The organism is Xanthomonas sp. SI (genome assembly GCF_014236855.1).
GTDB lineage: Bacteria > Pseudomonadota > Gammaproteobacteria > Xanthomonadales > Xanthomonadaceae > Xanthomonas_A.
In genome coordinates, this window is the sequence record NZ_CP051261.1 from 1905696 (window position 1) to 1931291 (window position 25596).

At 68.9% G+C, this 25596-nt stretch carries 24 protein-coding genes; 7 read left to right on the forward strand and 17 right to left on the reverse strand.

Going from position 1 to position 25596, the window contains the following annotated elements; all coding sequences use genetic code 11:
- Nucleotides 1-36: 36 nt before the first annotated feature.
- A complete protein-coding gene (locus HEP75_RS07770) occupies nucleotides 37-1854 on the reverse strand; it encodes a DUF885 domain-containing protein (protein ID WP_185826038.1) in 1818 nt (605 codons plus the stop codon).
- Between the two features lie 104 nt (nucleotides 1855-1958).
- Here HEP75_RS07770 and HEP75_RS07775 point away from each other — a divergent pair, with 104 nt between their 5' ends.
- Together HEP75_RS07775 and HEP75_RS07780 are read left to right on the forward strand one after the other, a co-directional pair.
- Entirely contained in the window at nucleotides 1959-2315 is a 357-nt protein-coding gene (locus HEP75_RS07775) for a GFA family protein (RefSeq protein ID WP_185826039.1), read from the forward strand.
- 263 nt (nucleotides 2316-2578) lie between these two features.
- Nucleotides 2579-3235 (forward strand): DUF4349 domain-containing protein, encoded by a 657-nt coding sequence (locus HEP75_RS07780; RefSeq protein WP_255424031.1) that lies wholly within the window; start codon nucleotides 2579-2581, stop codon nucleotides 3233-3235.
- A gap of 110 nt (nucleotides 3236-3345) precedes the next feature.
- On the opposite strand, the gene HEP75_RS07785 is transcribed toward HEP75_RS07780, so the two are convergent.
- From HEP75_RS07785 to HEP75_RS07800, 4 genes are all read right to left on the reverse strand, one after another.
- Complete coding sequence (locus HEP75_RS07785) at nucleotides 3346-3639, reverse strand: hypothetical protein (protein ID WP_184410501.1); 294 nt, start codon at nucleotides 3637-3639, stop codon at nucleotides 3346-3348.
- Nucleotides 3640-3705: 66 nt separating this feature from the next.
- Nucleotides 3706-5157 carry a DUF2867 domain-containing protein gene (locus HEP75_RS07790; protein WP_185826041.1) on the reverse strand — a complete coding sequence of 484 codons (1452 nt, stop codon included), beginning with the start codon at nucleotides 5155-5157 and terminating at the stop codon, nucleotides 3706-3708.
- A 32-nt stretch (nucleotides 5158-5189) separates the two neighbouring features.
- Nucleotides 5190-5504, reverse strand: coding sequence for a metalloregulator ArsR/SmtB family transcription factor (locus tag HEP75_RS07795; protein ID WP_145707662.1), 315 nt, complete (start codon nucleotides 5502-5504; stop codon nucleotides 5190-5192).
- A gap of 212 nt (nucleotides 5505-5716) precedes the next feature.
- Complete coding sequence (locus HEP75_RS07800; RefSeq protein ID WP_185815897.1) at nucleotides 5717-6658, reverse strand: LysR substrate-binding domain-containing protein; 942 nt, start codon at nucleotides 6656-6658, stop codon at nucleotides 5717-5719.
- Between the two features lie 219 nt (nucleotides 6659-6877).
- Here HEP75_RS07800 and HEP75_RS07805 point away from each other — a divergent pair, with 219 nt between their 5' ends.
- Complete coding sequence (locus tag HEP75_RS07805) at nucleotides 6878-7807, forward strand: DMT family transporter (RefSeq protein ID WP_255424032.1); 930 nt, start codon at nucleotides 6878-6880, stop codon at nucleotides 7805-7807.
- Nucleotides 7808-7818: 11 nt separating this feature from the next.
- Nucleotides 7819-8334, forward strand: coding sequence for a DinB family protein (locus HEP75_RS07810; RefSeq protein WP_185826043.1), 516 nt, complete (start codon nucleotides 7819-7821; stop codon nucleotides 8332-8334).
- A gap of 58 nt (nucleotides 8335-8392) precedes the next feature.
- Here HEP75_RS07810 and HEP75_RS07815 read toward each other — a convergent pair whose 3' ends face one another.
- Both HEP75_RS07815 and HEP75_RS07820 read right to left on the reverse strand, forming a co-directional pair.
- Nucleotides 8393-9364 (reverse strand): peptidylprolyl isomerase, encoded by a 972-nt coding sequence (locus HEP75_RS07815; RefSeq protein ID WP_185826044.1) that lies wholly within the window; start codon nucleotides 9362-9364, stop codon nucleotides 8393-8395.
- A gap of 28 nt (nucleotides 9365-9392) precedes the next feature.
- Complete coding sequence (locus tag HEP75_RS07820; RefSeq protein ID WP_185826045.1) at nucleotides 9393-11153, reverse strand: XVIPCD domain-containing protein; 1761 nt, start codon at nucleotides 11151-11153, stop codon at nucleotides 9393-9395.
- Nucleotides 11154-11315: 162 nt separating this feature from the next.
- On the opposite strand from HEP75_RS07820, the gene HEP75_RS07825 reads away from it, so the two are divergent.
- Nucleotides 11316-11681 carry a PadR family transcriptional regulator gene (locus HEP75_RS07825; RefSeq protein WP_053834570.1) on the forward strand — a complete coding sequence of 122 codons (366 nt, stop codon included), beginning with the start codon at nucleotides 11316-11318 and terminating at the stop codon, nucleotides 11679-11681.
- Entirely contained in the window at nucleotides 11678-12598 is a 921-nt protein-coding gene (locus tag HEP75_RS07830) for a sensor domain-containing protein (RefSeq protein ID WP_185826046.1), read from the forward strand. Before HEP75_RS07825 ends, HEP75_RS07830 begins: the two co-directional genes overlap by 4 nt.
- A 54-nt stretch (nucleotides 12599-12652) precedes the next feature.
- Here HEP75_RS07830 and phaZ read toward each other — a convergent pair whose 3' ends face one another.
- The gene (phaZ, locus tag HEP75_RS07835) at nucleotides 12653-13963 is read right to left on the reverse strand and encodes a polyhydroxyalkanoate depolymerase (protein ID WP_185826047.1); all 1311 of its coding nucleotides are present in this window, start codon (nucleotides 13961-13963) and stop codon (nucleotides 12653-12655) included.
- Nucleotides 13964-14026: 63 nt separating this feature from the next.
- A complete protein-coding gene (locus tag HEP75_RS07840; protein WP_185826048.1) occupies nucleotides 14027-14632 on the reverse strand; it encodes a class I SAM-dependent methyltransferase in 606 nt (201 codons plus the stop codon).
- A gap of 81 nt (nucleotides 14633-14713) precedes the next feature.
- On the opposite strand from HEP75_RS07840, the gene HEP75_RS07845 reads away from it, so the two are divergent.
- The gene (locus HEP75_RS07845; RefSeq protein ID WP_185826049.1) at nucleotides 14714-15169 is read left to right on the forward strand and encodes a CopD family protein; all 456 of its coding nucleotides are present in this window, start codon (nucleotides 14714-14716) and stop codon (nucleotides 15167-15169) included.
- Between the two features lie 74 nt (nucleotides 15170-15243).
- Here the strand turns inward: HEP75_RS07845 and HEP75_RS07850 are convergent, their stop codons facing one another.
- The 8 genes from HEP75_RS07850 to lpxD all read right to left on the reverse strand — a co-directional run bounded on the left by HEP75_RS07850 (nucleotide 15244) and on the right by lpxD (nucleotide 25212).
- Nucleotides 15244-16002, reverse strand: a complete 759-nt coding sequence (locus HEP75_RS07850) for a tetratricopeptide repeat protein (protein ID WP_185826050.1) — start codon at nucleotides 16000-16002, stop codon at nucleotides 15244-15246.
- Nucleotides 16003-16026: 24 nt separating this feature from the next.
- Nucleotides 16027-16986 carry an acetyl-CoA carboxylase carboxyltransferase subunit alpha gene (locus tag HEP75_RS07855; protein WP_185815907.1) on the reverse strand — a complete coding sequence of 320 codons (960 nt, stop codon included), beginning with the start codon at nucleotides 16984-16986 and terminating at the stop codon, nucleotides 16027-16029.
- A gap of 196 nt (nucleotides 16987-17182) precedes the next feature.
- Entirely contained in the window at nucleotides 17183-20773 is a 3591-nt protein-coding gene (gene dnaE / locus HEP75_RS07860) for a DNA polymerase III subunit alpha (RefSeq protein ID WP_185826051.1), read from the reverse strand.
- Between the two features lie 151 nt (nucleotides 20774-20924).
- Nucleotides 20925-21620, reverse strand: a complete 696-nt coding sequence (locus tag HEP75_RS07865) for a ribonuclease HII (RefSeq protein ID WP_185826052.1) — start codon at nucleotides 21618-21620, stop codon at nucleotides 20925-20927.
- Complete coding sequence (gene lpxB / locus HEP75_RS07870; protein ID WP_185826053.1) at nucleotides 21617-22903, reverse strand: lipid-A-disaccharide synthase; 1287 nt, start codon at nucleotides 22901-22903, stop codon at nucleotides 21617-21619. The genes HEP75_RS07865 and lpxB overlap by 4 nt, the downstream gene beginning before the upstream one ends.
- 23 nt (nucleotides 22904-22926) lie before the next feature.
- A complete protein-coding gene (gene lpxA, locus HEP75_RS07875; RefSeq protein WP_185826054.1) occupies nucleotides 22927-23718 on the reverse strand; it encodes an acyl-ACP--UDP-N-acetylglucosamine O-acyltransferase in 792 nt (263 codons plus the stop codon).
- A gap of 19 nt (nucleotides 23719-23737) precedes the next feature.
- Nucleotides 23738-24193, reverse strand: a complete 456-nt coding sequence (fabZ, locus tag HEP75_RS07880) for a 3-hydroxyacyl-ACP dehydratase FabZ (protein ID WP_185815912.1) — start codon at nucleotides 24191-24193, stop codon at nucleotides 23738-23740.
- The gene (lpxD, locus tag HEP75_RS07885) at nucleotides 24190-25212 is read right to left on the reverse strand and encodes a UDP-3-O-(3-hydroxymyristoyl)glucosamine N-acyltransferase (RefSeq protein ID WP_185826055.1); all 1023 of its coding nucleotides are present in this window, start codon (nucleotides 25210-25212) and stop codon (nucleotides 24190-24192) included. Before lpxD ends, fabZ begins: the two co-directional genes overlap by 4 nt.
- Nucleotides 25213-25596: the final 384 nt, after the last annotated feature.

A 25596-nucleotide genomic window follows, 5' to 3' on the forward strand; every position in this document is an offset into this window, starting at 1 on the left:
ACGAATCCCGACTCCCGAATCCCCAATCCCGGCCCCTCACTGGATCGGTTCGTCCAGCATCAGCTCACGCACGAAGCGCACGGGCGGCGCGCCGTAGGACAGCACCTGGTCGTGGTAGGCCTTCAGGTCGAAGGTGTCGCCGAGCTTGGCCTGCATCGCCTTGCGCAGGTCCAGGTGTTCCTGCACGCCGACGAAGTAGGTCGGCAGCTGCGCCGAGGTCAGTTGCGCGCGCACCCACTTGCCTTCGGCTTCGCTCTGCTGCTGGAAGGTGTCGTGCACCATCAGTTGCATGGCCTGTTCCTTGCTCCAGTTGTCCACGTGCACGCCCTGGTCCAGCAGCGCGTTGGCCAGGGTGCGCAGGTAGAACTTCAGCTGGACTAGGTGGAACAGCGGATCGTTGTCCAGGTAGCCCTGCTCCTGCATCATCCGCTCGGTGTACACCGCCCAGCCCTCGGCGAAGGTGCCGGAACGCAGCACGCCGCGCAGGGTCGAGGGGAACTTGGCCGAGTGCCAGCCTTCCACGTAATGGCCGGGCACGCCTTCGTGGATGCTCAGCAGGTGGATCATGCGGCCGTTGTATTCGCGCAGGAACGACTCGGCCTGCTGCGCGCTCCAGTCGTCGGGAATCGGCGACACCGCATAGAAGGTCTTCAGGTTCTTGTCCAACGGGCCGGGCGAATCGCAGTACGCCACCGCCACGCCGCGCTGGAACTCCGGCATCAGGATGATGTCCACCGGCGCGTCGGGCAGGGTCAGCAGGTCCTTGGCGCGGACGAATTCGGTGGAGGAGGCCAGCGACGCCTTGGCGTCCTCGACCACCTTATCGCGCGCCGGGTGCTGCGCGTAGGCCAGCTCCAGCGCCGCCTCGATCGCGGCCTGCTGCTGCGCGTCGCTCGGCGCATCGACCAGCGCCGGCGCATTCGGGCGGTCCTTCAGCACGGTGCGGGCGATGCCGTACATCTCCTCGCGCACGCGCTTGAGCTCGGCCTCGGCGCGCTGTTTGATCTCGGCGCGCGACAGCGAGGAGTTGAGCGCGAATTTCAGCTTCTGGTCGTATTTCTCCGCGCCGATGCGGAAATCGCCCTTGGCGTTGGGCACCAGGGTCTTGTCCAGCCAGGTCTGCTGTTCGGCCACCGCCTTCTTCAGCCCATCGATCGCCGCCTGCAGGCGCTGCGCGTCGGCGTCCGGCAGTTCCTTGACGTGCGGCGCGATGAAGGTATCGACGATGCTGAGGATGCCCTGGTTCTGCTTGGCCACGGTCTGCGCGTTGATCTGCGGCACTCGCGCCGGGTCCAGGTTCGCGCGTGCCTGCGCAAACAGCGCCGGGATCTTCTCCATGCGTGCGGTGGCGGACTTCAGCCGCTCCGGCAGTGGCGCGAATTCGCGCGCCATCAGCCCGTAGATCGCGCCGCCGGCCAGGCCGTTGTAGACCTGCGGATCCCAGGCCCAGCTCTGCGACACGTCGCTGTTCCAGATGTCCGATTGCAACTGGTTGCGCAGGATCGCCGCATCCACCTGGTTCTCACGCGAGAGCTTGGCCACCTGCAGCTTGTCCAGCTCGGCCAGCAGTTGCTTGCTCGCGTCCAGGCTCTTCTGCCGGCCGGCGGCGCTGAGATCGTCCAACTCGCTGTCGTAGCGGTGATCGCCGGTCTGGGTGGCGCCGACCGGGGACAGCTGCATCCAGGTGTCCACCGCGCGCTTGGACAGCGCGGCGAAGGCGGCGTCGGCGGCCGGGTCGGCGGCATCGGCGGCCGCGCCGGGCGTGGCGGTGGATGGCGCACTCGGCGCGTCGGCGGGTTTCTGGCAGCCGGCGAGGGCGGCGAGCAGGGCGGCAGCGAGCAGGTGCTTGCGCATCGGGTTTCCTGTGGTGGGTCGATTCCCAAGCATAGGCGGCCGCGGCGGCGCGCGCACCTGCCGTTGGATTATTCTGGCGCTTGTTCTTGGACGGGAGCGCAGGGATGAACTACACGGGCAGTTGCCATTGCGGGCGCATTGCATTCGAACTGGAAACCGAGGCGCCGATCGCCGAGGTCTACGACTGCAACTGCTCCATGTGCCGCCGTCGCGGCGGGCTGCTGTGGTTTGGCGCGCGCACGTCGTTTTCGCTGCGCAGCGCGCCGCAGGTCTTGGGCACGTATCGGTTCAATCGCCAGCACATCGACCATCACCATTGCCCGGACTGCGGCATCGCGCCGTTCAGCGAAGGCACCCATCCCAAGACCGGCGAGGCGACGGTGGCGGTCAACGTGCGCTGCCTGCCCGAGCTGGACCTGCGCGCGCTGCAGGTGCACAGCGTCGACGGAGCGAGCCTGTGAGGGCGCGCTCGCGGTACTGGTGGCTAGCTACCATGTTGTGGGAGCGACTTCAGTCGCGACGGGCTGTACCGGGAAGGCCTGGCGCGACTGATGGCCTGAAGCCACCCGGAGTCGCTCCCGCAAGAAGCAGCATCGGCATCGTCTGTGCGCCCTTGGTGCTGATGCTGGCACTCGCCGCGTGTTCCAAACACAGTGCCGAAAGCGCGGCCGAGGCGTCCGCTGCCGTGCCGGCCGCAGCGCCGACCGTGGATGGACGCGCGGCGATGCTGGCGTACGAACACGAGGTGAGCGTGCAATTGCCGGCGGTGCAGATCGAGGCGCGGCTGAAGCAGGCGCAGGACAGCTGCCTGAGCGGGCGCTTCGGCGCCTGCAACGTGCTGTCGATGGAGCAGCGCGGCGGCGAGTATCCGCAGGCCACGCTGAGCGTGCGCATCGTGCCGGCGGGGGTGGAGCCGCTGATCGCGCAGGCCGGCAACGGCGGCGAGATCGGCAGCCGCAGCACCCATGCCGAGGACCTGGCGCAGGCGGTGCAGGACAACGCCGCGCTGCAGCAGCGCCTGCAGGCCGAGCAGCGCCGTCTGCAGGAATTCCAGCAGCGCCGCGACCTCAGCGTCGCCGACATGATCAGCCTGTCGGAGAAGATGGCCGAACTCGACACGCAACTGCTGTCGGTCAGCCAGGAAGCGGCACAGCATCGCCGGCGCATCGAGACGCAACAGCTGACCCTGCAGTTCGCCACGCCCGACGGCGAACGCAGCCGCAGCGAGATCGGCGAAGCCTTCGCCGACACCGGCTCGATCTTCGCCTCCGCCACCGCCTGGGCGATCCGTGCGATCGCGGCGCTTACGCCGTTCGTGCTGCTCGGCGCGGTGCTCTGGTGGCTGATCGCCTGGCTGCGCCGGCGACGCAGGCGCGTCTAGGAAGCGGGCGCTCGCTAGGGTGCCGCTTGTAGGAGCGGCTTCAGCCGCGACAGGCTTTATCAGTAAGGCCCGTCGCGGCTGAAGCCGCTCCTACAGTGTTTCGGCAGGCGCTAGCCTTCGTCCTGCTCGAACTCCACAATCACTTCCAGGTCGAAGGCCAGCGCCTCCACCGCTTCGCGCACCTTCTGCGCGGTGGCGAGGTTGCCGGCCTCGATCTCGACCTCGTGGGTGCCTGGACCCTGGTCGTCGGGCAGTCCGGCCGAGCTGGAATCGTCGTCGTCCATGTGGCTCATCAGATCGTCGATTTCCTCGACGTGCTCGATGCCTTCCAGGCTGCCGAGCAGGTTGATGATGGCGCGGGCATCGTCTTCGCTGCCGGTGATGCGGATACGGAGCTGGGGCATGCGTCTTCCTCTGGGTAGGGGAAGGCAAGGCTAGGCAGGCGCTGGCTAAGACGAAGTGATGACGGCTCAGCGCGGCTGCGACGCTGCGCTGCCGAGCACGGCCTGGTCCACGGTGCTCTCGTCGAACACCGGTGCCAACAGCGCCTCGGCCGCGGCGCGCAGCATCGCCGGGGCGATGTAGTGGCGATGGCCGCGCGCGATCAGCGCCATGTACAGGCGGCCGAACCAGTTGCGGCAGGCCACGCGTGTGTCCAGGCTCAGTTCCACGCTGCCGTCCTCGGCGACGTCCACGCCCACGCAGCTGCGGAACACCAGGTGCCGGTCGTCGGCGCCGAGCAGCACCTGCGCGCGTCGGTCGTGCGCGGCGTGCGCCTGGTCCAGCACCGGGAAGCGGCCGGCGAACAGGCGCTCGCGCTGCGGCGACAACAGCGAGGACACCGGACACCCCAGCGGCGAGGTGCGCAGCCGCAGCGGCGCGACCAGCGCGTTGCGGATCCGCATCAGCCAGGTCACGCCGAGCGGCCGACGCTGCATGAAGCCTTCCAGCAGCGTCGCCATCAACGCGTGCGCGCCGCGCTGGCGCAGCTGATGCGGCTGCAGGCGCAGGCGCACGCTGTCCTGGTGGTCGTGCGCCTGCAGTGCGTCCCACAGCAGCGAGCCGGGCACCGGCTGCGGTAGCGAGCGCACGGCCGCCAGGCGCGGCGCCAACGCGACGAAGCCGGGCGGATGCCGCCATGCGCCCAGCGCCTGGCGCAGGCGCCCGCTGCGCGCGCGCAGGTCCGCGCACCAGGCCAGCCGCCGGCTGCCGGGCGAAGCGGACAGCGACAGGCGCACGGTCGGCACCTGCATCGCCTGCGCCTGCGGCGACGCCAGCAGCGCGCTCACCGCGGGCGGCAGCACCTCGGTCAGCGTGGCGATGTCGGCGGTGCCGGCCATGACCCGTTCGCGCACTTCCGCGCTCAGTTCGCCGCCAGCCTCGTCGCTGTGGCAGGACAGCGCGAAGAACGCCGGATGCGCCGCGTGCGCGCGCAGCGGCGCGAACTGGTGCCAGGTGCCGCCGCCGAAGCGCACGGTGAACAGGCAGTCGGCCGGCAGGTCGACGTGGCGCAACGCGGCCAGGAAATGCTGCGGATCCTGTTCGAGTTGCGCCATCGATGCGGTGCAGAAGCGCAGCTGCGCGCCGCCGCTGCCGGTGATCGCGGTGAACATGCGATGCCCGGCGTGGCGATGGAAGGGATGTCCGTTCGCGCCGACCGCGAAGGAGAACAGCGACGTCGATTCGCCATTGGCGAAATCGGTGTCGGCCAGCCGTGCCGACGGTTCGTCCAGCGCATCGTGGAAGCTCGGGTGCGCGCGCTGGCGCACGCAGGCCTGGGCGATCAACGGATCGCCGGCGCCGGCGCCGAGCTGCGCGATCAGGGTCACTTCCACCGGCAGCCCGCCGCTGTACGAGGCCAGACGCACGGAGGGAAAACCTGCCTGTGCGGCAGCGGTTTCGCGGAGCGGAGCGGTGGACATCGGCGGATTCCTTTTGGCCGGGGCGGGACGGGTCAGGCGTTCTTCTTCGCCAGCTTGCGCGCTTCGCGCTTGAGCGGGCCGGCAGTGGGGCAGACCTCGAAGGCGAAGCCGCTGAGCGTGTTGACCAGGTTGTCGGGGGTCAGCCGGTACACCACGAACTGGCCGCGGCGCTCGCTCGACACCAGCCCGGCCGCTTCCAGCACCGACAGGTGCCGCGAGATCGCCGGCGCGCTCATCGCGAAGCGCTGCCCGATCTGCCCGGCGGTGAGTTCCTGCGCCGACAGGTAGGCCAGGATCTCGCGGCGCGGGCGGGAGGCGAGGGCTTCGAAGACGCGGTCGATGGACATCAGGGATTAGATAATTAACGAATTAGCTAATTAATGACGTATCGATGGCGGGGTGTCAAGCGTCCTGTGGGAGCAGTCGTCCCGATTCTCGGGCAATGGCATTTTTGTAGGAGCGGCTTCAGTCGCGACAGGATCTATCGGTAACGCCTGTCGCGGCTGAAGCCGCTCCTACAAGAGCGTGCGGTCAAGAGCGGGCGGCTAGACGCGAACGGCTAGCTCGCCCTCGGCGGCAATCCGAGCAGTTCCGCCGGCAGCGCCGGCATCGGGGTGCGTTCGTCCAGCGCCTCACGCTTGAGCCAGTCGATGAACTGGCTGGCCGCCGGGCTGGGCAGGCGGTGGCTGGGGTGCACGATGTAGTAGGAATAGCGCGCTTTCAGCGCCGGGCCGGGCAGGCGCACCAGTTCGTAGCGTTGCAGGTACGGCTGGGCGATGTGCTTGCGCGCCAGCACCGCGCCGACGCCATACACCGCCGCGCGCATCGCATCGGTGCTGTCGTTGAAGGTGTGCATCGGCGGCAGTTCCACGCCGCGCACCGCGGCGGCGCGGAACCAGTCGCGCCAGCCCTGCGGCGACATGTCGGTGAGCAGCGGCAGCTGCGCGATCTGCTCGGGGCGGCGCAGCGTGGCCAACTGCGGCAGCGCCGGCGAGGCCACCGGGAACAGTTCGTCGTCCATCAGATGATGCGAGGTCAGCCCGGGCCACGCGCCCTGGCCGTAGCGGATGCCCAGATCCGGTCCGCCGTCCTCGAAGCGCGAGAACGCCGCGTCGGTCTGGATGTCCAGGCGCACGTGCGGATGCGCCTGGCAGAAGCGCGGCAGCCGCGGCAGCAGCCAACAGTAGGACAGCGAGCGCAAGGTGGTGATGCGCAGCGGCGCGGTGTCGGCTTGCGGGTGCAGGTTGCCGGCAACCGCGGCGATGTCGGCCAGCGCTGCGCTGGCCGCATCGGCCAGTTGCCGGCCCTCGGCGGTCAGTTTGACCCCGCGCGCATGGCGCTGGAACAGGGCCGCGCCGAGCAGCGCTTCCAGCTTGCGCACATGGTGGCTGACCGCGCTGGCGGTGAGGTGCAGTTCCTCCGCCGCATGGGCGAAGTTCTGGTGGCGCGCGGCGACGGCGAAGACGCCGAGCGCAGGCAGCAGGGCAGGACGCAGTTGCATGGCGGGACACGTGGCAGATTTGTGGCTCGCGACGATACTACGCGCTTGTGGGCGTTGCGACGGCGCGCGATCCTCGCAGCCATGCGCAAGATGCGGGGCCGGTGCGGCCCAGGTCGGTGCGCGGCCCGCTTCTGCCGCTGTTCGCGCGTTGCCTGTTGCCCGGCGGCAGGCGGCAGCTGCGTCCGCGGCGGCAGCAAGATCGATGGCAGCGGACACGAGATGAATCCAGGAGACAACACAGTGAATGCAGCCAACCCCGCGTCCGGCGATCCAGCCGACGCCGTTCCGGCACCCGCGGTGCGCGACTGGCGCACGCCGCTGGAACTGCTGTTCCTGGGCATCGTCTGGGGCTGCTCGTTCCTGTTCATGCGCGTGGCGGCGCCGCAATTCGGCGCCTATGCGCTGGTGGAACTGCGCCTGGCGCTGGGCGCGACGGTGCTGTTGCCGTTCCTGTGGATGGCGCGCGCGCGCTTTCCGCTGCGGCGCTGGCCGACGCTGGCGGCGATCGGGTTGCTCAATTCCGCGCTGCCGTTCCTGCTGTTCGCCTGGGGCGCGCAGCATGCGCCGGCGGCGATCGGCGCGATCTGCAACGCGATGACGGTGCTGTTCACCGCGTTGATCGCGTTCCTGTTCTTCGGCGAGAAGATCGGTGCGCGCCGTGCGATGGCGCTGCTGATCGGCTTCGTCGGCATCGTGGTCCTGGCCACCGGCAAGTCGGCCGGGTTGAGCGTGGGGCCGGCGGCATTCGCCGGCGCCACCGCATCGCTGCTGTACGGCATCGGCTACAGCCTGGTGAAGCGCTATATGAGCGACCTGCCGCCGGCCGCGTCGGCCGCCTCCACCCTGGGCTGCAGCGCAGTGCTGCTGGCGCCGCTGGCCTGGACGCATTGGCCGGCCGCGCCGGTGCCGGCGGTGGCCTGGGCCTGCGCCGGCGCGCTGGGCGTGGTCTGCACCGGCCTGGCGTTCCTGATGTATTACCGGTTGATCCAGCGCATCGGCCCGGCGCGCGCGTCCACGGTGACCTATCTGGTCCCGGTGTTCGGCGCGCTGCTGTCCTGGTCGATCCTCGGCGAGCCGCTGACCTGGAGCATGCTGCTGGCCGGCGCGCTGATCCTGGGCAGCGTCGCCTTCAGCCAGCGCGCGCGTTGAAGGAGCTGCCGATGACCGCTTCCCTGCTCGTATCGCAATTCGCCTACAAGGCCTGGGCCAACGCCGAACTGCTGCAGGCGCTGGCGCAGATCGACGCGGTCGCGTATCCGGCGCAACGGCAGCGTGCGATCCGGCTGTTGAACCACACCTACGTGGTGGACCGGATCTTTGCCGCGCACCTGGACGGTGGCACGCATGCGTTCACGGACAGCAACACGCCGGAGACGCCGGCGCTGGACGTATTGCACGCGGCCGTCGCCGAATCCGACCTCTGGTATGCCGGCTACGTCGCCCAGCTCGATGCGGTCGCATTGCAGCAGTTTCTCGTATTCCGCTTCACCGACGGCGATGCCGGCCGCATGACCCGCGAGGAAATGCTGTTCCATGTGCTGGCGCACGGCGCCTATCACCGCGGCAACATCGCCATGTTGCTGAGCGACTGCGGGCTGGAGCAGCCGCGCGAACTGTTCACCCGCTTCCTGCACGCAGTCGAGCCCGAGCGGCGCGGCGCGGCGCCAATGGCCTGAGCGCCGGCGGAAAGCCAATGCAGGGCAGTCCGCTGGCGAGCGCGAGCGCCGGGGCGAATTACTGCGGCGGCGTGCGCACCGGCAACGGTACGTTGCACAGGTCGATGTGCCCGGCTGGGCGCTTGTAGAAATCGTCCCTGCGGTTGCGCCGTGCTTCGGCCACGTCGCGGAAGGTCTGGGTGTCGGTGCGCAGCAACTGCAGCGGGGTGCGTTCGGCCTCGGGCAGGTCGCTGGCGAGCTTGATCGCGCGGATCGGCGTGCGCTGTTCGGGCTTGGCGTAGAAGCCCATCGGGTCCGGTCCGCGCGGAATCACGCTGAGCAGTTCCATGCCCTTGACCACGCGCCCGACCACGGTGATGTTGCGGTCCAACTGCCGCGGCGATTGCCCGGTGACCACATACAGTTCGGCACCGATGCTGCTGTCCTCGTCGTTGTTGCGGCCGGCGCCTAGGGTGCCGTAGCAGTGCGCCAGCCACGTCTTGCCGTCCTTGGGGTCGCGCGCGGCCGGGAAGCCGTCGACGAAGCCCACTTGCGGCGCCCAGCCGTCACGGTCCGGCAGCGCCTGGAACGCGAGGCCCTTGGCGTCGCGCTGGAACTCGGCGGGCAGGTGGCGCTTGGCCGACCCCAGCGGCTTGGCCTTGTCCGCCTCCTCGCCGTCGGGATCGCCGAACTGCACCACGAAATTGTCCTGCGAGCGGTAGATGCTCAGGCCGTCCCAGAAGTGCTCGTGGGCCAGGGTGCGGATATTGCCGACATGCTGCGGTGCGAATGCCGGCGCCAGTTCGATGACGACGCGGCCGGTATCCAGGTCCAGATACAGGGTGTTGGCCGGGTCGAGCGTGCGCCAGTCACCAGGCTTGGACGCGTCCAGGATCTGCTGCGGACTGCGGTATGGCACTGCCGGCGCGGCCGCCAGTGCGCAGGCGGCGGACGACAGCAGTGCGAGGGCGAGCAGGGTGGGACGCAAGGGCATGGCGGCAGCCTGGAGGACGGTAGCCCGATTCTTACCCAGCCACCGTCGCCGCGCCAATGCCGCCGTTGCGTTGCCTGCCTTTATCTCAGCGCGCCGGTGCGCGTTGCGGGGCGTCCTGGGTCTCCTGCGCGGCAGCCATCGCGGGCTGCGCAGTCGCATTCAAGGCGTTGAGCTGGCGCAGGCTGTCCTGTAGCGGTGTGGCCGTGGCGACCTGCGCGTCCACGTAGGCGGTGCGCTTGTCGGCTCCCAGCGGGTCGCCCTGCACCGCGAACACGCGGCCGGCGTCGTTGCGCAGCACATGGTCGACCTGGGTCAGGCCTTCGCGCTTGGCCGCCAGCAGCAGATGGGTCGCCAGTTGCGGATCGGCCGGCGTCAACCGGGCGTCGATCATGCGCTGCATCGCGTGGTCCGGATGCGCCGGATCGCGGGGATCGGCTGGCGCGCTCGCGGCTGTTGCCGGCGTTGCGGCCGCGGTCTTCGGAGCGTGGCGCTCGATTTCGGCGTCGATCCGGGTCAGCGCGCCGCTGAGCGCGCCATCGGCATCGGCGGCGATGTGGAACAGGCGTTCGCTCAGGCCGTACGGGGAATTGCCGAGATTGCGCGCCAGGCCGATCGCGAATTCCTCGTTGCTCATGCGGGCGTAGTCGCCGGCCCGCTCGCGATCGAACGGGCGCGCCTGCGCGGCCTGTGCGTACTGCTGGCGCAGCGCGCCCATCTGCGCCTCGGAGAAGTTCAGGGTCACGTCCTGGCCGGCGGCGATGGCGTCGGCCGCGGTGTCCTTCCTGGCCAGCGCGGCATTGAGCAGTTGCGCCTGATTGGCGTCGACCTTGCCGAAGCCGAGCTGGTAGCGCCGCGCATCGAGGTGTTCGCTGCCGGCGGCATCGAACTGGCGGGTCAGGGTGAGCGGCACGTTGTCGGCGTACTGCAGCTTGCTGGCGACGGTGCTGCTGCCGTCGGCCTGGGTGGCGCGCACGTTCTCGCCGCTGTTGCGCTGCCCGCCCAGATCCACGCTCACCGGCCCCAGCCCGAGTTTGGCGCGGGTCTGCGAACTCATGCTCAGGGTGTCGATCCGCTGCACGTCGCTGACCCCGGGCGCCTGTGCCGGCAGCTGGCCGCTGCCGAGGAAATCGCGGTAGGCGGCCTGCGCCTGCGGCTCGCGCAGATCGAAGGTGGCGGTGTGCATGCTGGCCTGGCCCAGCGCGTCCTGGCGGCCGAGCATGGCCTGCGCCACGGACGTCTTCAGCCCGAGCATCTCGGCGTGTTCGATCGCCGCGGTCGGTCCTATGGCCACGCGCACGTGGTAGGGGTCCAGGCGCTCCGCGGCGTAGCTGATACCCGCCGCGTCGGTGTGTTCGCTGCTGCTGGCGAAGCTGCGGAACCAGGCCTCCAGCGAGGTGCGGACGAAGGCCTGGCCGTCGAGTTTGACGCTGCCGTCGACCGGGATGCTCAGTGGATCGAATGGATTGACCCCGCGCGCGGCCTCGGCGGTGGCGTCGCCGGGCAGCTTGACGCTGTAGCGCGCTCGCTCGCCGAGCTGGGTCGTGCTGCTGACGCTCGCTGCGTTGCGGCCGGTGGTGGCGGCGTCGAGCTGGTGGCCCTGGCGAAATTCCATCTCCAGGCCGAACTCGGTTTTGCCGTCGGCAGTGCGCCGGCTGGCGCCCACGCTCTGGGTGGCGACAAGCCGGTGCTCGATCGGCCCGGTGCGCCCCAGTACGCGCGATTCGGTGTGCTCCGCGCTGACGCTGCCGTCGGCTGGATTCCACTTCAATGGACCGGCACTGCGACTGCTGCCGGCGCTGGCGAAGGTGGGATCCGTAGCCTGGGCGGGGGGCGTCGTTGAATTCATGCATTCCTCCTGGATAGCGCCTGACGGCGCAAGCGGCGCGGAGGATAGACGGGCCGATGTTGCCGATGCGTCAGGCGTTCGTTATGCCTGCCATGACTACCGGCACATTCGCTATACCCAACTCAACACTAGTATGCATTCCAACCTAGTGGGGGAGCGGTCATGGTCGAGCCGGATGCGCAGCTGAAGAAGTTCCAGAAGGAGCTGAGTGCGGGCACCGTGTCGCTCGCGCTGCTGGCGGTGCTGGCCGAGGCCAAGGAACCCCTGTACGGCTACCTGATCGCCAAGCGCCTGGAAAAAGTGGGCGAGGGCGTGCTCAGCGGCAAGCAGAGCGCGCTGTATCCGGTGCTGCGCAACCTGGAAGCGGCCGGGCTGCTGTCCAGCCATGTCGAACCGTCGGTGGCCGGGCCGCCGCGGCGCTACTACCGCATCACCGAACCCGGCCACGCCACCTTGCAGCAGTGGGCCGCGGCGTGGCGCGCCACTCGCGATTCCGTCGATTCCGTCCTGAAGGGGATTTCAGAATGAGCAGCGAACAACTCCAGGCGCGGCCGTTGCCGGCCACCATTCCCGACTACCTGGCGCAACTGCGCGCGGCGCTGGCCGGCGCCGATCCGGCGCTGGTCCAAGACGCGTTGTACGACGCGGAGGAATACCTGCGCGCCGAGCTGGCCGAGCAGGCCGGCAAGAGCGAGGCCGAGGTCATCGCCGAGGTGGCCGGCAGCTACGGCGCGCCGGAGGAGGTGGCTGCGATCTACCGCGACACCGAGGTCACGGTGAACCGCGCGCTGAAGCCGCCGGCGCCGCCCAAGCGCAAGTCGCTGCTCGGCCGCTTCTTCGGCGTGGCCGCCGATCCGCGCGCCTACGGCGCGTTCTTCTACATGCTGCTGTCGCTGGTCACCGGCATCTTCTACTTCACCTGGGTGGTCACCGGGGTCAGCGTCTCGCTGGGCATGCTGCTGCTGATCATCGGCGTGCCGTTGCTGGTGCTGTTCTTCGGTTCGGTGCGGCTGCTGTCGCTGGTGGAAGGGCGCATCGTCGAGGTGTTGCTGGGCGAGCGCATGCCGCGGCGGCCGCTGTACAGCGCGCCCGAGCAACCGTGGCTGCGGCGCATCGGACAGATGTTCACCGATGCGCGGACCTGGACCACGATGCTGTATTTCGTGCTGATGCTGCCGCTGGGGATCTTCTACTTCACCGTGTTCATCACGCTGCTGAGCACGGGATTGGCGCTCGCGGCGGCACCGCTGGGATTTTTCCTGCCGCAGCAGTTCAACGTCATGTTCGTCGACTGGAACGTCACCGAAAGCGCGCCGTGGCTGCTGCCGCTGTGGAGTGCGATGGGCATCGTGCTGCTGTTCGCCACGCTGCACCTAGCGCGTGGCATCGGCAAGTTGCACGGCATGCTGGCCAAGCACCTGCTGGTGCACAGCTCGGCGCAATGACATTGACATTGACGCTGCGCGGCCGGCAGGCGCCGGCCGCGAGCGGTACGCCGCTCAGCCCGCCTTGCGGCTGCCGCGGCGCTTGAGCGGGGTGACGTTGCCGCTCGGCGCCTGCGCCGTGGCGGACGCGTTGGCGGCGATGAACGCACGCACCTGCGGATACACGATGTCGCGCCAGCGGCGGCCGCTGAAGATGCCGTAATGGCCGGCGCCTTCCACTTCCAGATGCTGGCGGCGGTGCGCGGCGATGCCGGTGCACAGGTCCTGTGCGGCGGCGGTCTGGCCCAGGCCGGAGATATCGTCCAGTTCGCCTTCGATGCTGAGCAGCGCGGTGTCGCGAATCGCCGCCGGATCCACGCGCTCGCCGCCGATCACCCATTCCCCGCGCGGCAGCAGGAATTCCTGGAACACCACCCGGATCGTGTCCAGGTAGTAGGTCGCCGGCATGTCCAGCACCGCGTTGTATTCGTCGTAGAAGCGGCGGTGCGCCTCGGCGTCCTGCAGGTCGCCCTTGACCAGGTCGGCGTAGAAATCCCAGTGCGACATGAAGTGCCGGCTGGGGTTCATCGCCAGGAACCCGGTGTGCTGCAGGAAGCCCGGATACACCGCGCGGCCATGCCCCGGATACGCCTGCGGCACGGTGTGGATGACGTTGTGCTCGAACCACGACAGCGGATTGCGCGTGGCCAGATTGTTGACCTGGGTCGGGCTGCGGCGCGCGTCGATCGGCCCGCCCATCATCACCAGCGAGCGCGGCGTGGCTTCGCCGCGTCCGGCCATCAGCGACACCGCGGCCAGCACCGGCACGGTCGGCTGGCACACGCTGATCACGTGCAGCTTGTCGGCGCCGATGTGGCGGATGAAGTCCTGCACGTAGTTGACGTAGTCGTCCAGGCCGAAGTCGCCGTCGCTCTGCGGCACCATGCGCGCGTCGATCCAGTCGGTGACGTAGACCTTGTGGTCGCGCAGCAGGGTGCGCACGGTATCGCGCAGCAACGTGGCGTGGTGCCCGGACAGCGGCGCCACCACCAGCACGGCGGGCTGCTGCTTGAGCCCGGCCACGACCTTGGCGTCGTCGCTGAAGCGCTTGAAGCGCAGCAGGCGGCAGAACGGCTTGCGCAGCACTTCCTGCTCGACGATCGGCAGCGGGTGGCCGTCGACCTCGACGTGGTCCAGCGCCCAGGCCGGCTTCTCGTAGTCCTTGCCGAGCCGGTGCAGCAGTTCGTTGGTGGCGGCCAGACGCTCGGCGCCCGGGAGCGTGGCCCACAGGCTATTGGCGTCGGAGAAGATCTTGGCGTTGGCCGCTGCCTGGTGGACCCAGGGGGCGAGCAGGTTGCGGGTCAGTTCGTGCCACTGGTAGAGCATGCCGGTGTTTCCATCCTGAGCGTATGCTGCCGTGCAGCATATCCTATCCGGGGTGGTTGCACCTTAATGGGGCACCAGACCAATTGTTTCCAGCGCCGCTGCATCCCCCGCCAGCGCTGGCGATAGCCAGCAATGACTGCCGACCGGGCGCAGCCCGAGCGCACCAAACTGGCGCCGGTACCAGCGCGCCGGACGCGGCTGGAAGCCGGCATGGTCGCCGTCGAAGTCGTCCTCCATGGCGAAGGTCTCCAGGAACGCGACCCCGCCGCACAGTTCGGCCAGGCCCGGCAGGCCCTGGCGCAGTTCGCGGTTGGGCACGTAGTGCAGCACGTCCGAACACACCAGCAGGTCCACCGGCGCGCACGGCCGCAGCCAGGCGAAATCGCCGAACCGCGCCGGGCGCAGGTCGCGATGGCGGCCGTAGCGCGCGATCGCGTACTCGCTGCTGTCGAAGCCCAAATAGCGCAGTTTCGGCCGCAGCTTCAGCAGCGGCGCGCGCCAGGCGCCTTCGCCGCAGCCGATGTCGAGCACGCTGCGGATCGGCCGTTCCAGGTAGTACTCGGCCTGGGCCACGGCGAGCGCGACCTTGCGCGCCAGGCGCGCGTTGCCGCCGATATCGTCGCGGCGATACCAGCGCTGGAAATAGTCGGCGTCGTACTGTTTGTCCATGCGGGGTCGTGGTCCGTGCGGGCGCGATGCGAATCGGCGAAAATGGCGTGACATCCTACGCCAGCGACCCGGAGCCAGCGCATGCAACTCTATCTGTGGATCAAGTCCCTGCACCTGCTGTTCGTGGTCGCATGGATGGCGGCGGTGTTCTACCTGCCGCGGATCCTGGTCAACATCGCCGAGAGCGCGGGGCAGCCGGAGGTGCAGGCGCGGCTGGTGCTGATGGGGCGGCGCCTGTACCGCTTCGGCCACATGATGTTCGGCCTGGCCTTGCTGCTGGGGCTGACGCTGTGGCTGGGCTACAAGGTGTTGCCCGATTTCCCGACCATGGTCGCGCCCGGCCACAGCGGCTGGCTGCACGCCAAGCTGGGCCTGGTGGGGCTGATGCTCGGCTACTACATCTTCAGCGGGCGCTGGCTGAAGGGCGTGGCGCAGGCGCGTGCGCTGCCGTCCTCGCGCGCGCTGCGGCTGTTCAACGAACTGCCGGTGCTGGCGCTGCTGGTGGTGATCTGGTTGGTGTTGGCGAAGCCGTTTTGAGCCGGGATTGGGGATTCGGGATTGGGGATTAGAAAAATCCTGGTGGCCGATCCTTTCCGGGTTTGCGTCAGCAGTTAGGCGTTGCGGCTGTCAAGTTGTTTTAGTTCGCTGCGGGCCAGGTCGATCCATTGGCGTTGGTCGCGCTGGTAGTAGCGCGGGGCCAGGCTGGAGCGCTTCAGTGCTTCGTCGAACACTTCGCGCGCGCGCTGCGGCTGGCCCGCGCGTTGCAGCAGTTGCGCGTAGCGTACGCGCGCTTCTTCGCCGGGATAGTCGTCGGCGAGCGCGGCGTATTCTTCCAGCGCCGCGTCGGTCTGGCCCAGCGCCTCGGTGGCGCGCGCGTAGAGCAGGTGGCCGTCGTGCGAGCGGAACTGCGGGTTGGCGGCGATCAGCCGGTCCAGCGTGGCTTTCACCGCGGCCGGCTGGTCCAGGCCGAACTGCGCCTTGGCCAGGCCCAGCAGCAGCCCCGGATCGTCGCGATGGATGCCGCGCAAGCCGCTCTCGAACACCTCGGCGGCCTGCGCGTAGTCGCCGTTGTCCAGGTGCACCTCGGCCAGTTGCCGGCGGTTGTCCACGGTGTCGGCCAGTTCCAGGCGATTGCCGGCGGTGCGCTTGTCGCGGTTCGGGTCGAGCGTGGCGCCGACCTTGCGCAGGTGGCGGCGCGCGCGCGGATCGTTGCGCCATTCCGGCAGCAGTTCGGCGATCACGTAGATCAGGATCCCCAGATACGAAAAGATCAGCAGGATGAAGATCCAGTACAGCGGGCGGCCGCTGCGCACCACGTGCACGCAGCAGGCCAACTGCAAGGCCAGCGACAGCAGGACGATGGGATTCATGGGCAACGCTTCCTTGTGTCGCGATCAGGCCGCTTCGTACGCCCCGTAGCCGCGCAGGCGCTCGTAGCGCTTCTGCAGCAGTTGCTCGACCGGCAGCTTTTCCAGCGCGTCCAGTTCGTTGAGCAGCACCGCCTTCAGGCGCTTGGCCATCTGCGTGGGGTTGCGGTGCGCGCCGCCGATCGGCTCGCGCACCACCTTGTCGACCAGGCCGAGTGCGGACAGGCGCTTGGCGGTCAGGCCCAGTTGCTCGGCGGCGTCCTTGGCCTTGCCGGCGTCCTTCCACAGGATCGAGGCGCAGCCTTCCGGCGAGATCACCGAATAGGTGCCGTACTCCAGCATCAGCGTGCGGTCGCCGACGCCGATCGCCAGCGCGCCGCCGGAGCCGCCTTCGCCGATCACGGTGCAGATCACCGGCACTTTCAGTTCGGCCATCTCCAGCAGATTGCGCGCGATCGCCTCGCTCTGCCCGCGTTCTTCCGCGCCGATGCCCGGATAGGCGCCTGGGGTGTCGATGAAGGTCAGCAGCGGCAGCTTGAAGCGCTCGGCCAGCTTCATCAGCCGCAGCGCCTTGCGGTAGCCCTCCGGACGCGGCATGCCGAAGTTGCGCGCGACCTTGGTCTTGGTGTCGCGGCCCTTCTGGTGGCCGATGATGACCACCGGGCGCCCGTCGATGCGGCCCAGGCCGCCGACGATCGCCTTGTCGTCGGCGAACGCGCGGTCGCCGGCCAGTTCCTGGAATTCGTCGCAGAACACGTTGATGTAGTCCAGCGTGTACGGCCGCTGCGGATGCCGCGCCAGCTGCGAGATCTGCCACGACGACAGGTCGCGGAAGATCTGCGCGGTGCGCACCCGCAGCTTGTCCTGCAGCGCGCGCACTTCGGTCTCGACGTTGACCGCCGGGCCGGTGCTGGCGTTGCGCAGTTCCTGGATCTTGGCTTCCAGATCGGCGATGGGTTGCTCGAAGTCGAGGTAGTTCGGATTCATTGGAGGCCGTCGTGAACGTAAGGGGCGCAGTTTAGCCGAACCGCTGTCCGTCACCCGTACGGGGCCGTGCGGTTTGGGGGCCGGGATTCGGGATTGGGGATTGGGGATTCGAAAAAGCCGGGCGGCTCCTGCCGCTGCGGACAGCGCGGATCCCGCTCCTACGAATCCCCAATCCCGAATCCCGAATTCCGGCCGTTCAAGCCCACGGCGGGCTGTACTTCACCTTCACCGCGCGCACGCCCGGATCGGCGCGCAGGGTGTCCAGCAGTTGCGGGTCCACGCGCACCGCGTGGCTGCCGTTGAGGTCGAGCATGCCGGCCACCGGGCCTTGCTCGGATTGCAGCAGCAGGTCCAGGCGCAGCGGCGTCTTGCCGGGGCGGTGGCGCGCCAGCAAGGCGTCGATGCGCTGCCAGGTGCTGCGCTGGCGCAGGTCCAGGCGCAGCGACAGGCGCTGCGCGTGGTGGGTGCAGATCTGTTCGTAGTCCCAGCATTGGCGGATGCGCATCGCATAGCCGCCGTTGAACTCGTCCTCGCGCACGCCGCCCTTGACGATCAGGATGCGGTCGCGGGTGAGCAGGTGGCCGAACTCGGCGATGGCGTCGGTGAACGCGCTGCACTCGACCCGGCCGCGGCCGTCCTCGAGTTGCACGAACACCTGGCTGTCGCCCTTGCGCCGCACGCCGACCACCTGGCCGGCGAGGATCGCGCTGGTTTCCGGGCGCCAGGCGCGTTTTTCGCCGTCGCCGCCACCGCCGCGCCCGCCGCCGGATTGCGCGCAGATCTTTTCCAGCGCGCTCAGGTCGCAGCCGACCAGCTCGCGCACTTCCTCGCGGTAGGGATCGAACGGATGGCCGCTGAGGTAGAAGCCCAGCGTCTCGCGCTCGCCGGTCAGCAACTGGCCGAGCGGCCATTCCTTGCTTTCCGACAGATCCAGGTGCAGGGCCGGGGCGCTGGTGTCGGCGCCGCCGAACAGCGAGTTCTGCCCGGAGGCGCGCTCGCGCGCCATCTGCTCGGTGGCCTTCATCACCTCCGGCAGCTGCAGCATCAGCGTGGCGCGGTTGCTGCCCAGCCCGTCCATCGCACCGGCGTTGATCAGCGCTTCCAGGGTGCGCTTGTTGAGCTTGGCCGATTCCACGCGGGTGCAGAAATCCAGCAGCGAGGCGTATTCGCCGCCGCGCTCGCGCTCGGCCACGATCGCTTCGCAGGCGCCGCGGCCCACGCCCTTGATCGCGCCCAGGCCGTACTGGATGGTGTCCGGCGTGGCCGCTTCGAACATGTAGGCCGAGGCGTTGAGCCGCGGCGGCAGCACGGTCAGGCCGAGGTTGCGCACCTCGTCGAGGAAGCCGACCACCTTGTCGGTGTTGTCCATGTCCGAAGACAGCGTCGCGGCCATGAACTCGGCCGGGTAGTGCCGCTTCAGCCACGCGGTCTGGTAGCTGACCAGGGCGTAGGCGGCGGCGTGCGACTTGTTGAAGCCGTAGCCTGCGAACTTCTCCATCAGGTCGAAGATTTCGTCGGCCTTGGCTTCGCCGACGCCGCCCTTGGCCGCGCCCTCGCGGAAGATCTCGCGGTGCTTGGCCATCTCCGCCGGCACCTTCTTGCCCATCGCGCGGCGCAACAGGTCGGCGCCGCCCAGCGAGTAGGCGCCGACGATCTGCGCCATCTGCATCACCTGCTCCTGGTACACCATGATGCCGTAGGTGTCTTTCAGGATCGCTTCGGTGCGCGGATCGGGGTAGATGATTTCCTGCTGGCCGTGCTTGCGCGCGTTGAAGTCCGGGATCAGGTCCATCGGGCCGGGGCGGTACAGCGACACCAGCGCGATCAGGTCTTCGAAGCGGTCGGGCTTGGCGTCCTTCAGCAGCCGGCGCATGCCCGAGGATTCGAACTGGAACACCGCGCCGGTGTTGCCCGAGGCGAAGATGCCCTTGTAGGTGGGCGCGTCGTCGAGCGGGAGCGCGGTGATGTCCACCGGCGGGATGCCGGCGCGCGCATGGCGCACGTTGATCGCCTTCACCGCCCAGTCGATGATGGTCAGCGTGCGCAGGCCGAGGAAGTCGAACTTGACCAGGCCGACCTGCTCGACGTCGTCCTTGTCGAACTGGGTGACCGGGTTCTTGCCCAGGTTGTCGACGTCGTGTTCGGCGAACAGCGGGCAGAAATCGGACAGCGGCGTCGGCGCGATGACCACGCCGCCGGCGTGCTTGCCGGCGTTGCGGGTCAGGTCCTCCAGCTGCCGCGCCAGATCCATCAGGTCGCGGACGTCGTCCTCGCTCTGGTAGCGCTGGATCAGCTCCGGCGAGGCCATCTCGCTGTCCTTGCCTTCGCCCATCGCGTCCTTCAGCGTGATGCCGAGGATGTTGGGGATCAGCTTGGCCACGCCGTCGACCAGGCCGTACGGGAAGCCGAGCACGCGGCCGCAGTCGCGCACCACCGCCTTGGCCGCCATGGTGCCGTAGGTGATGATCTGGCTGACCCGGTCGCGGCCGTACTTGCGCGCGACGTAGTCGATGACCTCGTCGCGGCGGTCCATGCAGAAGTCGATGTCGAAGTCGGGCATCGACACGCGCTCGGGATTGAGGAAGCGCTCGAACAGCAGGTTGTACGGCAGCGGATCCAGATCGGTGATCTGCAGCGCCCACGCCACCAGCGAGCCGGCGCCGGAGCCGCGGCCCGGGCCGATCGGGATGCCCTGGTTCTTGCCCCACTGGATGAAGTCGGCCACGATCAGGAAGTAGCCGGGGAAGCCCATCTTGATGATCGTGTCCAGCTCGAACTCGAGCCGGTCGACGTAGTCCTGGCGGGTCTTGCCCGGCGCCAGCGGATTCTTCTCCAGGCGCGCGGTCAGGCCGTCGCGCGACTGGCTGCGGATCCAGCTGTCCAGGGTCTCGTTGTCGGGCACCGGATACGCGGGCAGGAAGTAGGTGCCCAACTGCATCTCGATGTTGCAGCGCTGCGCCAGCGCCAGGGTGTTGTCGAGCGCGTCGGGAATGTCGGCGAACAGCGCGGCCATTTCCTCCGACGACTTCAGGTATTGCTGGTCGCTGTAGTCGCGCGGGCGCTTGGGATCGTCGAGCACGCGGCCGGAGGAAATGCACACGCGCGCTTCGTGCGCGGCGAAATCGCTGGCGTACAGGAAGCGCACGTCGTTGCTGGCCACCACCGGCAAGCCGCGGGTGCCGGCGGCGTGCAGCGCGAACTGGTTGAACGCTTCCTCGCCGTCGCGGCCGGTGCGGGTCAGTTCCAGGTGCAGGCCGTCGCCGAAAATGCGTTGCCAGTCGGCCAGTTGCTGCTCGGCCAGGTCGTGGCGGCCTTCGCTGGCCAGGCGCCCGGCCAGGCTGTCGCGCCCGGCCAGCGCGAACAGGTTGTCGCTGCCGGTCTGCAGCCACTCGGGGCGGATCGCCACGCCGCCCTCGTTGCGTTGGCCTTCCAGCCAGGCGCGGGTCAGCAGGCGCGACAGGCTCAGGTAGCCGTCGCGGTTGCGGCACAGCACGGTGAGCCGCCACGGCGTTTCGCCGGCGCTGTCGGCGATCATCAGGTCGGCGCCGGCGATCGGCTTGATGCCCACGCCTTCGGCCGCCTTGTAGAACTTGACCAGCGCGAACAGATTGTTCAGGTCGGTGACCGCGAGCGCGGGCAACTCCAGTTCGACCGCGCGGCTGAGCAGGTTGGCCTGCTTGGCTTTCTTCGGGTCGGCCTGATCCGGTTTCTCGGGCACACGGATGGTCGAATCCGCCAGCGAGAACTCGGTGTGGACGTGCAGATGAGCGAAGCGGGAAATGGACATGCGGAACCAGAACGATGCCCGGGCAGGTTAGCGGCGGGGGCGGGGACGGGCAAGGCTTGACAGCCGGGATTCGGGAGTCGGGATTGGGGATTCGTCGCGGTCTCAGGCAGTGCTGCGCCGCGTACCGTCGCTGCAGATCCAGCTTGCACGTCTAAGCGAGTTGCAGTGACTCCATCGAATCCCGAATCTCCACTTCCGACTCCCGGCCCGCCAGCGCCATCCTGACCGGCGCGAAGCTGCGCCGGTGGTGGATGCAGGGGCCGTGCGCGGCCAGCGCGGCCAGGTGCGCCGGGGTGGCGTAGCCCTTGTGCAGGTCGAAGCCGTAGTGCGGATGCTGTTCGTGCAGGCGCTGCATGATGCGGTCGCGGGTGACCTTGGCCACGATCGATGCGGCCATGATCGCGCGGTCCAGGCCGTCGCCGCCGATCAGCGCCTCGGCGGCGCAGGGCAGGCCCTTGGGCACCCGGTTGCCGTCGATGCGCGCGAAACCGGCCACGTGCGCCACGCCTTCGACCGCACGGCGCATGCCCAGCATGGTGGCCTGGTAGATGTTCAGCCGGTCGATCTCCTCGGCCTCGATCAGCACTACCTGCCAGGCCAGCGCACGCTCGACGATGCGCGCGTACAGCGTCTCGCGGCGTGCGGCAGTCAGCTGCTTGGAGTCGTCCAGGCCATTGATGCGGGTGCGCGCAGGATCGAACACCACCGCGGCCACCGCCACCGGCCCGGCCAGCGGCCCGCGCCCGGCTTCGTCGACGCCGGCGTAGAACAGCCGGGATTCGGCATTCGGGATTGGGGATTCGCAGAGCAGTTCCCGCTGCGGCGATGGGGGATCGGAGCGCTTCATGCCGTTGCTTCTCCCGAATCCCGAATCCCCACTCCCGAATCCCGGCCTTCCAGCAACTCGAGCACCGCATCGGCCGCACGCGCCGAGGCGTCCTGGCGCAGCAGCTGGTGCAGGCGCGCGTACTCGGGCTGCAGCGCGGCCACCGCCTGCGGGTCGCGCAGCCAGTGCAGCAGCGCGGCGGCGAGCGCGTCCGGGGTGCAGGCGTCCTGCATCAGTTCCGGCGCCAGGTCGCGGCCGGCGAGGATGTTGGGCAGCGCGTAGCGATCGACCTTGAGCAGGCCCAGCGCCTTGACGATGCGGTAGGTCAGCGGCGCGACCTTGTAGCCGACCACCATCGGCCGCTTCACCAGCATTGCCTCCAGCGTCGCGGTGCCGGACGCCAGCAGCACCACGTCGGCGGCGAGCAGGGCGGCGCGGGCCTGACCGTCGAGCAGGTGCGAATACACCACCGGCAACGCCGAGCGCGACAGCTGCTCGGCCAGCAAGGCCTTGCACGCGGGATTGGCCGCCGGCACCACCACGTGCGCGCCCGGCGTCTGCTGCAGTACCTGCCAAGCGGCGGCGAAGAAGGTATCGCCGAGCCGGCCGATCTCGCCCAGGCGGCTGCCCGGCAGCACCGCCAGCACGGTCGCGGCGGCCGGCAGGCCGAGTTCGGCGCGCGCCGCATCGCGATCCTCGTCCAGCGCGATCGCGTCGGCCATCGGGTGGCCGACGAAGCGCGCATCCACGCCATGCCTGGCGTAGATCGGCGGTTCCATCGGGAACAGGCACAGCACCCGGTCGGCGCTGGCGCCGATCTTGGCCGCGCGCCGCTCGCGCCAGGCCCATACCGAGGGGCTCACGTAATGCACGGTGCGGATGCCGCGCTGCTTGAGCCAGCGCTCCACGCCGAGGTTGAAGTCGGGCGCATCGATGCCGACGAACACGTCCGGGCGCCAGTCCAGCAGGCGCTGGCGCAGCTCGCGGCGCAGTTTCAGCAGCCGCGGCAGATGCCGCAGCACCTCCATCAGGCCCATCACCGCCAGTTCGCTGGCATCGAACCAGGTCTGGCAACCGGCGTTGCGCATCGCATCGCCGCCGATGCCGGCGAATTCGGCATCCGGATAGCGCGCGCGCAACGCCTCGATCAGCCCGGCGCCGAGCTGATCGCCGGAGGCTTCGCCGGCGACCAGGGCGATGCGCAGCTTGGCTGCTGCGCCGGGAATCGGGAATGGGGAATGGGGAATGGGTGAGGCAAGAGCGGGACCGTGGCCGGGCGGGCTACCGCTCTTCCCATTCCCCATTCCCGATTCCCCATTCCCGGCACTCATCGCAACAACGGCCGCTCGCTGGCTTCGATGAATTCCAGCATCGCGCGCACGTCCTCGCTGCTTTCGGCCAGCACCGCCAGCTGCTGCTTGGCTTCGGCCAGCGGCAGGCCGGCCACGTACAGCGCGCGGTAGGCGCGCTTGATCGCGGCCAGGCGCTCGGTGTCGAAACCGCGGCGCTTGAGGCCTTCGCTGTTGATGCCGCGCGGGCGGCCCAGCGAGTTGCCGCCGACCATGGTGAACGGCGGCACGTCGCCATTGACCAGCGCGCCCATGGCGAGGAAGGCGTGATCGCCGATGCGGCAGAACTGGTGCGCGCCGGCGAAGCCGCTGATGATCACGTAGTCGCCGATTTCGACATGCCCGGCCAGGGTGGCGTTGTTGGAAAACACGCAATGGTCGCCGACCACGCAGTCGTGGGCGATGTGGGTGTAGGCCAGGAACCAGTTGTCGCTGCCGACGCGGGTGATGCCGCCGCCGTGGCCGGTGCCGCGGTTGACGGTGACGAACTCGCGGATCACGTTGCGGTCGCCGACCACCAGTTCGGTGCGTTCGCCGGCGAACTTCTTGTCCTGCGGATCGCCGCCCAGCGCGACGTGGCCGACCAGGTGGTTGCCGCGGCCGATCCGGGTCGGACCGGCGATGCTGCAGTGCGGGCCGATCACGCTGCCTTCGCCGATCTCGACCTCGGCGCCGATCAGGGTGAAGGCGCCGACGCGCACGTCCGCCGCCAGCGTCGCCGACGGGTCGATCACCGCGGTGGGATGGATGAGAGGGGCGTTGTCGCTCATTGCAGGTCTCCTGCCTGGCTCATTCGCGGGTGCCGGCGCACAGCACCTCGGCGCAGGCGACGACCTTGCCGTCCACCTTGGCTTCGCCGTAGTACACGGCCATGTTGCGGATCACCCGCTTGATCTGCACGTGCAGCTCCAGCACATCGCCGGGCACCACCTGGCTGCTGAAGCGGGCGTTGTCGACCTTGACCATGTAGAACAGCTTGGACTGCGCATCGCGGCCCAGCGCGAGCTGGGTCAGTATCCCGCCGGCCTGGGCCAGCGCCTCGATGATCAGCACGCCGGGCATGATCGGCTGGCCGGGGAAATGGCCCTGGAAGAACGGCTCGTTCACGCTGACGTTCTTGTGCGCGACGATCTTGCGGTTCTCGAAGTCGAGCGACACCACCTTGTCCACCAGCAGGAACGGGTAGCGGTGCGGGATCAGCTTCTGGATCTGCAGGATGTCCGGCAGGGTCTGGTCGTGGCTCATTGCTTCTCCTTGCTTACAGACAGGATGCGACGGGCCAGGGCATCGAGCTGCTTGAAGCGCGCGGCGTTCTTGCGCCACGTGCGGTTGTCGGTCAACGGGGTGCCGGAGGAATACTCGCCCGGCTCATGGATGGAATTGCGCACCACCGACTTGCCGGTGATCACCACCTTGTCGCAGATTTCCAGGTGGCCGACCACGCCGACCGCGCCGCCGAGCATGCAGTAGCGGCCGATCTTGGCGCTGCCGGCGATGCCGGTACAGCCGGCGATCGCGCTGTGCGCGCCGATGTGCACGTTGTGCGCGACCTGCACCAGATTGTCCAGGCGCACGTCTTCCTCGAGCGTGGTGTCTTCTAGCGCGCCGCGATCGACGCAGGCGTTGGCGCCGATCTCGCAATCGTCGCCGATCGACACGCCGCCGAGCTGCGGCACCTTGATCCAGTGGCCGGCGTCCATCGCCAGGCCGAAGCCATCGGCGCCGAGCACCGCGCCGGGATGGATGCGCACGCGCTTGCCCAGCCGCACCCGGGTGACCAGGGTGACGCGGGCGATCAGTTCGCAGCCGTCGCCGACCTGGCAGTCGTCGCCGATCACGCAGCCCGGACCGATCACGCAGCCGTCGCCGATCACGCTGCGCGCGCCGATGCTGACGAAGGCGCCGATATGCGCGCCGGCGGCGATCTGCGCGCTGGGGTCGATGCTGGCGCTGGCATGGATGCCGGGCGGACGCGCCGGCGTCACGTCGAACAGCGCGGCGATCTTGGCGAAGGCGACGTACGGATCGCGCGCGATCAGCGCGGTACCGGGCGCCGCTTCGGCGTCGTCGGCGCGCAGCACCACCACCGCCGCGGCGCTGTCGGCTAGCTGCGCGCGATAGCGCGGATTGGCGAGGAAACTGAGCTGGCCGGGACCGGCATGCGCCAGCGTGGCGACGCCATGCACGGCGACCGCGCCGTCGCCATGCACCTGCAGGCCGAAGCGCTCGGCGATCTCGTGTGCGGTATGGGAAGGAGTATTCACGCGGGGATTCTACCGTGTGCCATCGGCACGGTCATGCTGCCCCTGCGCAGCGGGCAGCGCGGCCCGATCAGCCGCCGCCCGCCGATTGCAGAAAAGACCTGCTCATGCCCAGGCCAAGATCGCAGCCAATTGAGCGCAGACAAGCCCCCTTTAGTAAAGGGGGCGCGCCGACAGGCGCGGGGATTTGGGAGAAGACGAGCCGGGGCCCGCGATTCGCGCAGCGAATCGTGGGGCGTCAGCGCGAATGCGTTGACGCGCTCCCCCCTTTAGTAAAGGGGGCGCGCCGACAGGCGCGGGGATTTGGGAGAAGACGAGCCGGGGCCCGCGATTCGCGCAGCGAATCGTGGGGCGTCAGCGCGAACGCGATGACGCGCTCCCCCCTTT

What these genes read in the sequence shown, in the direction of transcription:
- HEP75_RS07770 (WP_185826038.1), bottom strand. Translation starts at nt 1,854, where the DNA reads ATGCGCAAGCACCTGCTCGCTGCCGCCCTGCTCGCCGCCCTCGCCGGC.
- HEP75_RS07775 (WP_185826039.1), top strand. Translation starts at nt 1,959, where the DNA reads ATGAACTACACGGGCAGTTGCCATTGCGGGCGCATTGCATTCGAACTG.
- HEP75_RS07780 (WP_255424031.1), top strand. Translation starts at nt 2,579, where the DNA reads ATGCTGGCGTACGAACACGAGGTGAGCGTGCAATTGCCGGCGGTGCAG.
- HEP75_RS07785 (WP_184410501.1), bottom strand. Translation starts at nt 3,639, where the DNA reads ATGCCCCAGCTCCGTATCCGCATCACCGGCAGCGAAGACGATGCCCGC.
- HEP75_RS07790 (WP_185826041.1), bottom strand. Translation starts at nt 5,157, where the DNA reads ATGTCCACCGCTCCGCTCCGCGAAACCGCTGCCGCACAGGCAGGTTTT.
- HEP75_RS07795 (WP_145707662.1), bottom strand. Translation starts at nt 5,504, where the DNA reads ATGTCCATCGACCGCGTCTTCGAAGCCCTCGCCTCCCGCCCGCGCCGC.
- HEP75_RS07800 (WP_185815897.1), bottom strand. Translation starts at nt 6,658, where the DNA reads ATGCAACTGCGTCCTGCCCTGCTGCCTGCGCTCGGCGTCTTCGCCGTC.
- HEP75_RS07805 (WP_255424032.1), top strand. Translation starts at nt 6,878, where the DNA reads ATGAATCCAGGAGACAACACAGTGAATGCAGCCAACCCCGCGTCCGGC.
- HEP75_RS07810 (WP_185826043.1), top strand. Translation starts at nt 7,819, where the DNA reads ATGACCGCTTCCCTGCTCGTATCGCAATTCGCCTACAAGGCCTGGGCC.
- HEP75_RS07820 (WP_185826045.1), bottom strand. Translation starts at nt 11,153, where the DNA reads ATGAATTCAACGACGCCCCCCGCCCAGGCTACGGATCCCACCTTCGCC.
- HEP75_RS07825 (WP_053834570.1), top strand. Translation starts at nt 11,316, where the DNA reads ATGGTCGAGCCGGATGCGCAGCTGAAGAAGTTCCAGAAGGAGCTGAGT.
- HEP75_RS07830 (WP_185826046.1), top strand. Translation starts at nt 11,678, where the DNA reads ATGAGCAGCGAACAACTCCAGGCGCGGCCGTTGCCGGCCACCATTCCC.
- phaZ (WP_185826047.1), bottom strand. Translation starts at nt 13,963, where the DNA reads ATGCTCTACCAGTGGCACGAACTGACCCGCAACCTGCTCGCCCCCTGG.
- HEP75_RS07840 (WP_185826048.1), bottom strand. Translation starts at nt 14,632, where the DNA reads ATGGACAAACAGTACGACGCCGACTATTTCCAGCGCTGGTATCGCCGC.
- HEP75_RS07845 (WP_185826049.1), top strand. Translation starts at nt 14,714, where the DNA reads ATGCAACTCTATCTGTGGATCAAGTCCCTGCACCTGCTGTTCGTGGTC.
- HEP75_RS07850 (WP_185826050.1), bottom strand. Translation starts at nt 16,002, where the DNA reads ATGAATCCCATCGTCCTGCTGTCGCTGGCCTTGCAGTTGGCCTGCTGC.
- HEP75_RS07855 (WP_185815907.1), bottom strand. Translation starts at nt 16,986, where the DNA reads ATGAATCCGAACTACCTCGACTTCGAGCAACCCATCGCCGATCTGGAA.
- dnaE (WP_185826051.1), bottom strand. Translation starts at nt 20,773, where the DNA reads ATGTCCATTTCCCGCTTCGCTCATCTGCACGTCCACACCGAGTTCTCG.
- HEP75_RS07865 (WP_185826052.1), bottom strand. Translation starts at nt 21,620, where the DNA reads ATGAAGCGCTCCGATCCCCCATCGCCGCAGCGGGAACTGCTCTGCGAA.
- lpxB (WP_185826053.1), bottom strand. Translation starts at nt 22,903, where the DNA reads ATGGGGAATGGGAAGAGCGGTAGCCCGCCCGGCCACGGTCCCGCTCTT.
- lpxA (WP_185826054.1), bottom strand. Translation starts at nt 23,718, where the DNA reads ATGAGCGACAACGCCCCTCTCATCCATCCCACCGCGGTGATCGACCCG.
- fabZ (WP_185815912.1), bottom strand. Translation starts at nt 24,193, where the DNA reads ATGAGCCACGACCAGACCCTGCCGGACATCCTGCAGATCCAGAAGCTG.